10 protein-coding genes are annotated in these 12,295 nt (G+C 47.3%); 2 read left to right on the plus strand and 8 right to left on the minus strand.

What is annotated here, in order from left to right; all coding sequences use genetic code 11:
* Positions 1–228: 228 nt before the first annotated feature.
* Positions 229–852, plus strand: coding sequence for a phosphoribosylanthranilate isomerase (gene trpF / locus DXT99_RS12675; RefSeq protein WP_115565929.1), 624 nt, complete (start codon positions 229–231; stop codon positions 850–852).
* A gap of 145 nt (positions 853–997) precedes the next feature.
* Positions 998–1,924 (plus strand): alpha/beta hydrolase, encoded by a 927-nt coding sequence (locus DXT99_RS12680; protein WP_115565930.1) that lies wholly within the window; start codon positions 998–1,000, stop codon positions 1,922–1,924.
* Between the two features lie 252 nt (positions 1,925–2,176).
* Here the strand turns inward: DXT99_RS12680 and trmB are convergent, their stop codons facing one another.
* Genes trmB through DXT99_RS12720 form a run of 8 tightly spaced genes read right to left on the minus strand, consistent with a single transcriptional unit; the run spans position 2,177 to position 12,275 of the window.
* Positions 2,177–2,839 (minus strand): tRNA (guanosine(46)-N7)-methyltransferase TrmB, encoded by a 663-nt coding sequence (gene trmB / locus DXT99_RS12685; protein ID WP_115565931.1) that lies wholly within the window; start codon positions 2,837–2,839, stop codon positions 2,177–2,179.
* 3 nt (positions 2,840–2,842) lie between these two features.
* Positions 2,843–4,135 carry a bifunctional folylpolyglutamate synthase/dihydrofolate synthase gene (locus DXT99_RS12690; RefSeq protein WP_115565932.1) on the minus strand — a complete coding sequence of 431 codons (1,293 nt, stop codon included), beginning with the start codon at positions 4,133–4,135 and terminating at the stop codon, positions 2,843–2,845.
* A 22-nt stretch (positions 4,136–4,157) separates the two neighbouring features.
* Positions 4,158–5,078 (minus strand): energy transducer TonB, encoded by a 921-nt coding sequence (locus tag DXT99_RS12695; RefSeq protein WP_115565933.1) that lies wholly within the window; start codon positions 5,076–5,078, stop codon positions 4,158–4,160.
* Positions 5,079–5,088: 10 nt separating this feature from the next.
* Entirely contained in the window at positions 5,089–5,484 is a 396-nt protein-coding gene (locus DXT99_RS12700) for an ExbD/TolR family protein (protein WP_115565934.1), read from the minus strand.
* 8 nt (positions 5,485–5,492) lie between these two features.
* Positions 5,493–6,197: a MotA/TolQ/ExbB proton channel family protein gene (locus tag DXT99_RS12705; protein ID WP_115565935.1), complete on the minus strand. Its 705-nt coding sequence runs from the start codon at positions 6,195–6,197 to the stop codon at positions 5,493–5,495.
* 1 nt (position 6,198) lies between these two features.
* Positions 6,199–7,353, minus strand: coding sequence for an HU domain-containing protein (locus DXT99_RS12710; RefSeq protein ID WP_115565936.1), 1,155 nt, complete (start codon positions 7,351–7,353; stop codon positions 6,199–6,201).
* 6 nt (positions 7,354–7,359) lie between these two features.
* A complete protein-coding gene (locus DXT99_RS12715) occupies positions 7,360–9,054 on the minus strand; it encodes a porin family protein (protein WP_115565937.1) in 1,695 nt (564 codons plus the stop codon).
* Positions 9,055–9,098: 44 nt separating this feature from the next.
* Positions 9,099–12,275, minus strand: coding sequence for a tetratricopeptide repeat protein (locus DXT99_RS12720; protein ID WP_115565938.1), 3,177 nt, complete (start codon positions 12,273–12,275; stop codon positions 9,099–9,101).
* Positions 12,276–12,295: the final 20 nt, after the last annotated feature.

The raw sequence follows: 12,295 nt of genomic DNA on the forward strand, positions 1-12,295 counted from the left end.
TGTATTTCTGCTTAAAAATTTTAATTAATGCAAATATAGCAACAACAAGAGAGTTATAAAGATTCAGGATAGTAAATAATCCAGGTCCGAAAGGGTATCAACAGACATAAACCCATCCCAATATAGAAAAAAAGCGTAAAAAGTTGGCATGGTTAAGTAAATGGCTTTTACTTTGAATGACAATACAGCCAAAGAAGACTTTATATAAAACACAAAAAATAATCAAACATGGGCTTACGTACCTCTGTGATAGTGAATGGCATTAATAATTTAAGTGATGCACGCTACTGCGCCGGCATGGGCGTAGACATCATCGGCTTTAACCTGAAACTGGACGATCCGGAGCGCGTAAAGCCTGAAACGCTGAAGGAAATTACCGGTTGGGTGTCCGGTGTGCAGATAGCGGGCGAGTTTACCCGCGCGAAGCCGGAAATTATCAATGACATGTCGGAAGAGTTTGGGCTCAACTACATACAGCTGGACACGCCTTACCTGATAGATGAAATCGAAGAGATATCACGCCCGGTGATTCAAAAAATATTCATCAACAAGGACACGGTAGAGAGTGAGCTTTTAGAGATGATGGAGCTTTACAGCCCGGTGGTGCATGCTTTCATCGTGTATTCTGATGACTTCCAGAAAGTAGATGAAACCAATGTAAAGTTTCTAAAAAGCATTGCCAAAGAATACAATGTGTACATTGGTTTTGGTATAGACAAAGATAACATTTCGCATACCCTCGATAAAATTAAACCGGCCGGCATAGGCCTGCAGGGTGGCCATGAGATTAAGCCAGGCCTGAAAGACTTTGATGAGCTGCAGGAAATTTTTGAAGAAATAGAAGAAGCATAGGTGCAGTAACTGGGCTTCCTATTACTGTCTTATCTTTAATTTATGGCTCAATATTGTTAGCTTCTTTTGTTTAGCGCCAATTCTCTTGTTCAACTAAGAACTTCGGAACCAGGCATCTGTCATGTTTATATAAAGCATAAGTTCTATGAAGAAGCAAAACCTGCTCCTGCTTTTACTCCTATTATCATTCATGCCGTTCCCAAAAGCCTTTAGCCAGCAAATTCCGCTGGAAATACCCTTGTATAGCGGTAAGATACCAGGCGAAATCCCAGGTCCTGATGAAGAAACAGCGAGCAACGAAGGAGGCAGGCTGCGATACAGCAAAATCAGGAAACCAACCCTTTCGGTTTATCTTCCTCCGAAAGAAAAAGCAACGGGCACCGCAGTGGTGATTTGCCCGGGTGGCGGGTATTCCATCGTAGCGGCAGGTCATGAAGGGCACGACGTAGCAAAGAAGTTTAACGAGCAGGGAATTGCAGCCTTCGTATTGAAATACCGCTTACCTGATGCTAAAACCTCTTCACGTCCGGATATTGCACCGCTGCAGGACGCCCAGCAGGCAATGCTTCTCATTCGTGAAAGAGCGAAGGAGTGGCAGGTTAATCCGGAGAAGTTGGGTATTATGGGATTTTCTGCCGGGGGGCATCTTGCCTCCACTGCTGGAACACATTTTCAGGAGTCTTCTGTACCTAACGCAGCTCAAACAAACCTGCGCCCGGACTTTATGCTGCTCCTATACCCTGTCATCAGCAGTGACAAAACATTTGCGCACCAGGGATCATTTGATAAGCTCTTAGGTACAGGTGCAACTGCAGACAGGCTCAATGAATTCTCCAATGAGAAAGAAGTAACGGCACAGACGCCCCCAACATTTCTGGTGCATGCCTCGGACGATAAGGCAGTGCCGGTAAAAAACAGCATCGTCTTCTACGAAGCCCTGCTGCAGCATGAGGTTCCTGCTGAGCTTCACATCTATCAGAATGGTGGCCATGGGTTCGGCCTAAACAATTCAACCACTTCAGATGCCTGGTTTGAGCGCGCCTTGAACTGGATGAAGAGTAACAAGTTTTGAAGTACCTGTCTCCTGCATTAGAAGATTGTCCCCTGGAGGGGACTGTAGGGGTGTAAAGTTTAGCAGTAAAGCTCCTGATATTTTTTGAGCTTACAGTAGTGTAGTATATCCACAAGTGTAAACACCCCTCTAGCTCCCCTCAAGGGGAGAATTGTCCTATTTACCCTTTTCAGAAAAGATATGGGACAAGATAAGTTCTCCAGACGCGCACCCACTGTACATCACGGGATAAATTCCCGCGCCAGCATGCTTTTACTTAAACTGTAACTGAAGGTACTTAATAGGCAAACCTTCAGCGAGGTACCGTTTTTCATAGGTTGTATAAATCCCCATCGTGTGCTCCTGAAGGTCTGATTTATAAAGGTCAGGTGTATGAAGCAGGCGTTCGATGTCACGCTTCTTTTCCTGCAGCACCTCAAGGGTATATTCGTACAAAGGGAGGTTATCTGTTTTTAGATGGATAAGCCCGTCAGGCTTGAGTATGCTTTTGTAAAGGTTCAGGAAACGAGGAGATGTAAGTCTGCGTTTGATGTCCCGGTCGCGGGGGCGTGGGTCCGGGAAGGTGATCCATATCTCGTCTACTTCGTTCTCCGCAAAGTTCTCGTCTATTTGCTCAATGAAAGTTCGAAGAAAAGCTACATTCACCAGTTCCTTCTCCTCTGCCATGGTGCTTCCTTTCCAGAGACGTTCTCCTTTGATGTCGGAGCCAATAAAGTTTTTTTCAGGGAACAGTTGTGCCATGCCTACGGTATACTCTCCACGTCCACAACCTACTTCCAACACTATCGGGTTGTCGTTCTGAAAATGAACTTCTCTCCACTTCCCTTTTAGCTGCCCGTACAGTTCGTCCCCCGGTTCTATTACATTCTCCCGCTCACCGATAGCGGCAAATTTTGCTAATTTTGATCTAGCCATTACTTATAGTTCTTCAATCTCTGCGACCACAAAGGTACTACCTCCGATAAAAATAACCTCATCAGGTGCAGCATTTGCCTTCGCAGCTTTCACCGCCTCTGACACGGAAGTAAAAGCCTGACCAGACAAGCCTTCCATTATCGCCTTCTCCTTTAACTCCTGAGCAGGTAAGGCACGGGGAATATTTGCCTGGCAAAAATAGTAGGTGTACTGTGGTGGTAACAGCTTTAGAATACTGGTCACATCCTTGTCGTTGACAGCGCCGAACACCATGTGCACGTGCTTTGGTTTAAGTGCTTCCAGTTGCTTTACTATTTGTTTAAGTCCATCCTCATTATGGCCCGTATCACAGATAGTTAAGGGGGTTCTGCTTAAAACCTGCCACCGCCCCTTCAGGCCTGTGATGGCTTTGGCATTGGCCAGTCCTTTTCTTAGAGAGGTATGAGTGATAGCATATCCTTTCTCATGTAAAAGTACCAGCGTCTGCAGCACACCCGGCAGGTTATATTTTTGGTAAAGCCCCCCCAGATCCAACTCTAAGCCAGGCAGAAAAGGCTTTTCCTCGCGGTATACCTGAAAAACCTGGCGCTCATTAGAGGCTTCTGTCAGCTCCACGCGAAAAAGGTCAGGTGCAAAGAACAAAGGAGCTCCTGCTTCCTCTGCCTTCGCTTCGAAAACCTCCTGTGCCTCCAACTGGCGCGTGCTGATAACGGCGGGCACACCTGTTTTTATGATTCCGGCTTTTTCAGTGGCAATAGCACTTATGGTGTCTCCAAGCAGTGCCTGGTGGTCGTATCCTATATTTGTAATCAGGGAAACCTCCGGCGTAATAATGTTTGTAGAATCAAGGCGGCCACCAAGTCCTACCTCTATTACAGCGATGTCAACCTGCTCATCAGCAAAATATTTAAAAGCCAGCGCTACAGTCATTTCGAAAAAGGAAGGCTGGATGCTTTCGAACAAGGACTTGTGCTGCTGTACAAAATCTACGACATAGCCCTCAGGGACTTCCTGCCCATTCACGCGGACACGCTCAGTAAAAGACTTTAGATGCGGTGAGGTATAGAGCCCCGTCTTGTAGCCGGACTCCTGCAGCACAGCTGCCAGCATATGAGAACTGCTGCCTTTGCCATTTGTACCCGCTACGTGTACTGTTTTGAATTGATGCTGCGGCTGCCCCAGTGCCTCACAAAGCGCAATGATATTGTCCAGGCTCTTCTTAAAAGCAGCATTGCCGATGCGGTGAAACATCGGCAATTGCTGGTATAAGTAATCAAGACACTCTTGATAAGTCATAAATGTAAATAATATTAACTGCCTAGCGGGAGGTAATACGGAATGTTACCTGGCCGGAGGCTCCTGCATTAGACGATCCTCCACCCGTACGACTGAAAGTTGTTTTCTGAAGCTGTGATTTATACCAGGCTACTACCTGTGGAGACACGTTGCTTTCTATCACCTTCACCCCTGTCAGGTTACCATCCGCATCTATTTGGATAGCGAATTTTACGATTCCTGTTTCGTTGCTGTATGGGTCTTTTCTGGGTTCGATATCATAGCGCCAGCCCTGCATATCCAGTGAGCCTCCAGCGCCACCACCGGCTTTGCCGTAAAGTGACTTGGCGTCTACCTTTCCTTCCGGACTTCCTTTATCACCTACAGCACCGTCGTCGTCACCATTGTTGTTGCCTGTTGCAGCATCAGAAGAGCCGCTTTTACCATTACCCGTGCTAGTAGTTGGCTTGCCAGGGTAAAGCGAACGAGGCTTCTCAGGCTCCTTCTTAACAACTTCCTCTGTTGGTTCAGCTTTTGGCTGCGGCTTCACTTCCTCTTTTGTTGGCTGAGGCTTCGGCTGTGGCTTTACTACCTCCTTCACAGAAACAGGAGCCTCTGCTGTGGTGGTTGTCACTTTAGGTGTTTCAACAGGTTGTGGCGGAGATGGCGGTGTTGCCTTGGCTACAGGCTGCGGTTCCGGTAACGGATCAGGCTGTGTAGGTGCCGGTTTGCTATCCTCTACGTTCTTCGACTCGTTTGCTGCAGCCGTTGTCTGTACGTCTCCGCTACCTGCGGCATCCATACCAAAATTAAGTTCAATGCCAAAATTAGGTGCTGGCGGATCAGGAGCCCGCCATGCCAGCATAAAAATCAGAAAAAGCACAAGCAGCACGTGCATGCCAATGCTAACGCCGGCAGCAATGCGCTTGTTCTTCTCTTCTTCATGTGATTGGGCAATTGCCATAGTTTTATTCTTATTCTGCCGGCACGGTGGCCAGCGTTACACTTGCGTTGAGATTTTTTGCAATACCTGCCACCCTTGCCAGGTGCTCCACAGGCACGCTCTTATCTACGTGTAACACCACGGCGCCCTCCTCTGTTCCCTGCAGCAGTGCGGTTAGTTGCGGCTCTATATCCTCCGGAGCTATTTGCTTGTCATTCAAAAAGTATTCCAGGTCTTCACTTATCGTGATGCTGATTTTCTGCATCACGATATCAGAGGTCTTACTGCTTGGCAGGCTAACCGGCAAACCGGAAGGCGTTACGAAGTTAGACGTAAGCATGAAAAATATGAGCAACAGGAAAATGATGTCCGTCATGGACGACATGCTGAACTCGGCGTTAATCCTGTTTTTAGAGCGAATATTCATTCCTTAACTTAAAGCTGTGGTTCCTGTAATACATCAAGAAACTCAATAGAAGAGTATTCCATCGCATGCACAATGCTGTCGATTTTAGATACCAGGTAGTTGTAGCCAACATAAGCAGGCAGACCAATGATAAGTCCGGTGGCTGTTGTTACCATGGCTTCATAGATACCGCTTGATAGTAGCTTCGGGCTTACAGAACCCTCTGCTTGTGCAATAGCAATAAAGGCGCCAATCATACCTGTTACGGTTCCAAGGAAGCCAAGCATTGGCGCGGCACCTGCAATAGTAGCCAGGGCAGAAAGGTTTTTCTCCAGGCGGCTGATTTCAATCTTGCCCACGTTTTCGATAGAAGTCTCTATGTTCTTCAGTGGGTTTCCAATGCGGGTCAGGCCTTTCTCCAGCATGTGTGATACAGGCGTGTTTGTCTGGGCGCACAGCATTTTAGCACCAGTGATATCACCGGCCAACACCATTTTCTTAATTCGCTCGTTGAAGCCGTCCGGGTTTTTGGCGGCTTTTTTCAGGGTAAGGAAGCGCTCTACAAAGATGTAAATGGCAGCAAGAGAAAGCAGGGCAAGCGGGATCATAGCCCAGCCACCTGCTAACGCCAGGTCAATAAGCCTTACAGATTCTGGTCCTGCTTCGGCTCCCTCAGCAAGGGCTGCAGTTGTATCAGCAGCAGTAGTCGTGATTTGTAATAAGAGTGAGGTCATGTTAGTAATTAAGTACCCAAATAGTTTCTCCGAATGATTTTTTGTAATTGTTGAGGACCGCTTTTGCTTCGTCTGCCGTTGCGAAATCAGCTACTGAGACACGGTATAACTTGCTGTTAGGCCCAGGTGTCAGCATTTTAGAATCATGGCCAGCCGTGCGGGCTGCGTCACGTCTTACGGCTGCGTTTTCAGTTGTAGAATAACCACCTATGATGATGTAAGAACGTCCGCTTTTCTCATTAATTGTGAGCACCGGCTCTGCTGGCTTTACCTCTTTCACAGGCACAACCACTTCTTCTTTAACCTCCTCATTTTGTTGCTCTTCAGGCATAAAGACTAAAGAGGCACTTGCACTATCAGCCGTTAAAAAGGTTTGTTCCTCCAAAGCAGGCTGCTGCTGCTCTAATACAACAGCAGTAGCTTCCTGAGGAAGGATGGCAGCGTAGGTTGCAACACGCTCCTCTCCTGTAACAGGCACATAACCTGAAGCATACCTGGTAATGTCTCCAGTGTTGCTCGAGGTATAACTTGCGTTAACCAGCATGATGGGGTTGAGGCTGCTTAAATTATAATCTGCCTGAAGTGACAGAAAGTATAAAGCAGACCCTGTTAAACCGGCTAGTGCCAGGCCTGCTGCCACATTATAAGCCCGCTTCAGGCGCTTGCGCAGTGGCTGCTTTTCTTTTGCATGCTCCTGCTGACGCTCTTTAATAAGCGTACGCAGCACCGCAGGCTCCTCCACCCGCACAGGGCGTGCCACCAGCTCAGGCAAACCAAAGCTGGCATCCAGCAGGTTTTCGCCTTCTACATATTCAAATTCCAGTTTGTGCTCCGGGTTATACCTGAAAACCCCGATTTCCTGCAGTTCAAACCGGTTCTCTGCATGCAACGTAGTTTTAGCCTGCTGAACAAAGGATGTCACCAATTGCTGCGCCTCCTCTTTTGAGATGTTGTTCTGATAGGCGATGGTGCTGATAAGCAAGCCATCGTTCAGAACGAGCTTCTCATTGAAAGCAATTTTTTTGGAGGGCGGAGCAAATGAATGCTTCACCGGATTGATTTTAGCTGACACATACCGTGTAATCAAGCCCCCAAACTCAGGGATGATGACACAGTCGTGATCATAGAGCAGTGACTTAATATGCTTTGCAACCATAAGCAATTAGAATGAGTAAGTAACGCCTCCTATTATATTGATACCTCTGCTTGGGTAATTCACGAACCTTTCGTACTTCTGCCCAAGTAGATTGTTAGCCATTAGAAAAATGGTAAAGTTGTTTGTAAAACGATAGTCCGCCTTCAGATTCAGGTCTACTATCGTATCCGTTTCACGCAACTCTGAAGTGCCGTCAGCACGGTGCACGCGTCCGAATGAACTCCCAATATAGTAAAGTTCTGAATTAAAGAGAATCTTATCATAGAAGTTGTAGGTGCCATAAATGCTTGACATCAGCGACGGACGATGAAAGGGTTTCTCTAACTCATCGGTGTTATAGCTGTTATAATCAGCCTTTACACCCAGTCTGATTTCGTCAGAATAATTAAAGGAAGCCTCGGTATAAAAATTCAACACATTTGTTACGCCATCATCATACACCAGGTCAAACTTAGCGGGATCAAGCGGAGAATTGTTGAAGAAGTACAGGTTGCGGTAGTTCTGGTAAGCCACCCGGGCGTTTAACTGCACATAATTCGCCAGGTTTGCCTGAAAACCACCGTAAATCTCCAGTCCTTTGTTGATATCCGCTACGTTCACATTCGGTGCAAGCCAGGGATTCTCCTGAGTCAGCTGATATAAAGTAACTCTTTCTAGATCACCACCTATACCAGCGTAAATCAGCAGGTTACCTTCAATTGGCTCAAGGCCAACACGCACCATCGGGTAAATATTAAACTTACGCGCATTAGCCACTGTGTCGCCGGTATAGGCTACTTTAGCACCTAACGTGAGGCGAATAGCATTTAACTGGCGCTCGTACGCCGTGTTCAGTTTAAAGAAATTACGGCTGACAGTGGCAGAGTCCTTGTGTGACAGGAAGGAAAGGTCAGCATCTACTCTAAAAGCAGACATATCATCGATGCCATACTCACTGCGCAGTTTAAGAGCGAGGTTGCTTTCGCTCATGTCATAGCGGTCGTTCAGGTAGCGGAACTGTGCATCCCCCCTGAATTGAAAAGGAGCCCCTGATGTCTGGTTGTGTAAAAAGCCTTCTGCGGATACCCTGTTAAACACCTGCCGGATAGAATCCTTCTCCACCTCCTGGTCTCCCTCCAGCAAAGGCTCATACCCATAGAAGTGGTATTTGTCACGGCCATACTTCAGCTTGCCACCAACTGTCATGTCGCGCAGGTATCGCTCGCCATGCACGCTGATGTCGGAATTGGCTACAGCAGAATTGCCTTTGTCTACAGGTCCGCGGGCGGAAGCGATGTGACTCACTTCTGCACCAATGTCTGAGGTTTCGCTGCGCTTGTTATGGAAATAGCCTTTTAGGTACAGGGACGCATAGTTTCCGATGCCACCTTTCAGGTAATTGCCATACAGCTTTGTTAGCTCATCCTGTTTTATCGTGAGTACGCGCATTTGCAGGTCAATGTCCTGCGAAGGCAAACGATAATCAACGAAACGGTAGCGCACATTGCGGTCGCCGGTCTCGGGCGGGTCAATACGAAACTTCTCGAAGTTACGGGCAGCCTGTGGCAGTTCAATGACCCGGTTCTTCTCTACTATTACCTCGGCATCCTCCAGTTTAGCTCCTTCGCCCCATCCCTGCGTTTGCGCCTGCACATTATTCTGATAGCTGTACCCTACACACAACACAATAGCAAGTGAGGCTAATCTTATTTTATTTTTCATGATGATGATCCTGTTCTAAAATAACTGATGTTTAACTCCTTCTCCTATTGCTGACCTGTTGTATCATTTTGTGGCACAATAAGCTGCTGTGGCACTGTATCCTGTTGCGGCACTATGTTCTGCTGCGGTACACTGTCCTGCTGAGGCGCTAAATTCTGCTGCGGTACACTGTCCTGCTTCGGCGCTAAATTCTGCTGCTGTGGTTTTGTGGTGGTATTACCATCATATCTGGCCAGCTTCTGCTTTGCCTCTGCCACAATTTCCTGGTTCGGGGCATTTTCAATGATAGAATTCAGTGTGGCACGCGCCTGGAACATTTCATTCTGAGCCGCATAGTTGTCTGCAATAATAAGGAAAGCCTTACCCAGCCAGAAATCATAGTTCGAGTACTTGGTATTGAAATCAAAAGCAACATCAAGCGACTCCTGGTATTTCTTCTGCTTGTGAAGGATTTCGGCTATCAGATATTTTGCCTCTGCGCCGTTCACATCAGATGCAGATTCCACTGTTTCGCGCAGTTGCGTCAGGGCCTGATCCAGGTTGCCTTGTGCATAGGTGGCTTTGGCCCTGAACAGCAGCGCTGAGTTGTATGCGTTCAGAGAGGCATTGCCCTGGCTAATGAGCTCATTTGCCGCTCGTTTCGTTGCCTCATAATCATTGGTGCGGTAGTAGCTTTGCATCAGGCCAGTCAGCGCTGTCTGCTGCTCTTTTCTGTTCGTCGCTAAATCACGAAGGCGGCTGTAGTACTTGATGGCTTCCGGATAATTTTTAGCCTCTAACTCAAAGTCTGCTACCCGCTGTATACCGCGGTTAACATACTCCGATCGGTTCTGTCTGATTACCTCTTTCATGCGCTGCAAACCCTCCTGCATGTTATTCTGGCGCAGGTAAGAATCCGCCAGAAAATACTGAGCATCAGCAGCAAAGGTACTTTTCGGGTAAGACTTAAGGTACGATTCAAATTTCGGGATAGCCTGCTCATACTTCTGACTGAAGTACAAGGACTTAGCTGCTTCGTATTCAACGCTTTCTAACGCATCACTTTCAGGGTTGGCTACCTTGAACCTGTCCAGGTAAGCATCAAACTCACTGCTACGGTTCTCTGTACCCAGCACCTCCTGAAGGGAATAAAGTGCGCCACTGGCCACTTTTGCTGCTGGATATTCTTCCAGCACACGCTTCTGGTCAGCAATGGCAAGTTCATTCTGCCCCAGGTTTCTATAGGCTGTACCTCTCTTCTGAAGCGCATTTGGCACCAGTTTACTGTCCGGCACGGAGTTAATAAGTGTGGTAAAGCCTGATACAGCAGCCTGATAATTTCCTGATTCATAATCAATAAGGGCACGCTGGTAATAGGCATCATCGAGGTAACGTGACTTCGGGTATTTGCTTATCAGTTCCTGCAGTGCCGATTTAGCCTGATCGTTTCTGTTGTTGATGCTCAGCACGACACCCTTCTGAAACAGCGCGTAATCACGATCCGGGGAACTGGTAGAAAGCACCCGCTCATACAATTTAAGCGCTTCGCTGTAGTTTTTGCTTACATAGTACAGGTCGGCCAGTCGTACGGTGGCGTCGTTGTAGTTTGGATTGCTTGGCTGAATAGACTCCAGGTAAGCTTTAAAGTGTGGCAAGGCCTTGTCATACTCTTTTGTATTGAAGTAGGCATAACCAATACCATAGCGGGACTTGGTATAGTAGTCTGTTTTTGTAGTAGGTGTCGTTCTGAAAACTGCACCATAGCTGTTAATGGCATCTTTGTAACGCTGCCCAATAGAATAAGCTTCCCCTTTCACAAAGTGGCTGGAGGCCGTCACTTCTTTATCATATGGGTATTCCAGCGACTTGTCCAGCATCTGTACGGCCTGCGGGAACTTGGCGTCGTTGAACAGGTTCACCGCGTGGTGGTACGTTACACGCTGGTAGGTTTGCAGAATGCGCCAGCTTTTATTTGGAAGGCTCTCGATATGGCGGATAGCCTCCGCGTAATTGTTAGAACCGAAGTAAGCTTCGCTTAATAGTTTATCAGCTTCCTCTCCCTGCTCAGATTCCGGGTACTTTTCGTTAAACTCCGCCAGTGAGCTAATTACTTCCCGGAAATTGCCGAGTTCGTAGCTTACCTGGGCATACTTCAGGGTGGCAGCCTCTGTTATCGCTTTGTCCTGCTCGTTTTTGCGGGCCTGGTCAAAAGCAGTCAGGGCAAACTGCTTGTTATTTTCCTTCAGGTAACTTAAACCCAGGTAATAAGCCGCGTTCTGGCCAATGGCATCTTTCTTCAGCGCTATCTCCTTGAAATTTGCAATAGCGTTCTTATAATTGTTGTTCTTGTAATCCGTCAGCGCTATTTTGTATTGCACCACCGGATCCAGCGAACGCTTGCCAGAGGCAAACTGGTTGAAGTATTTCTCTGCTTCTTTATAATCAGCCTTTTGATAGTAAGCATCCCCCACCAAAAGGGCAATTTCATCTGACTGCTGCACGGCTGGCTTTCTGGCAAGCGCCTCCTCCCCGTATCGGATTACCTCATATATATCGTTCTCCTTGTAAAGGATCTCTGTGATCATATAGGGAACAATATTAGCGTAAGCCTCATTCTTCTCAGCAATCTTCAGGTCTGCTTTGGCGGAAGCATAGTCGCCATTGCGGTACGCAATGTAACCGGCGTAGTAATTAGAGGCATAAGCAAAACGGTGGTCGTCGTCGCGGAAGCCGGTGGTCTTGTTCTTGTCGAAATAGATTTTGGCGTTCTCGAAGTCTTTCGTAGCGAAGTAGGAATAGCCCAGTTTAAATTCCAGCTCCTTGTTTTGCTTAATGCTGAGCAGGTGTGTGGGAGCCTGCTTCAACAGTTCTACTGCCTTTTTATAATCTTTCTTCTCGAAGTAGTACAGGCCCAGTTCATAATTAGCCAGGGCTGTTTTGGGGTGCGTCGGGTAGTTATTAGCAAAATTTATAATCAGCTGCTCCGCATCCGGATGAAACAGGTACAGGCCACTGAGCGCGTAATAGTATTGTGCATCTGCCGTTCTGGCTTCATCACCCGTCAGTTCTATATACTTGCTGAAGGCTTCCTGTGCCGCACCATACTTGGCCCGGTCAAATAACTCAATACCTTCATGGAAATACCTTTCCTCATTGGTAAAAACCTGCGTGTGCTGGGCTGCCACCACATGCGAACCTCCCGCCAGTACGGATGCAAGTGCTAATTTGTACGCTATTTTCATATTTATATCAATTGCCTCTG

Origin of the sequence: Pontibacter diazotrophicus (assembly GCF_003367245.1) — a bacterium.
Lineage (GTDB): Bacteria > Bacteroidota > Bacteroidia > Cytophagales > Hymenobacteraceae > Pontibacter > Pontibacter diazotrophicus.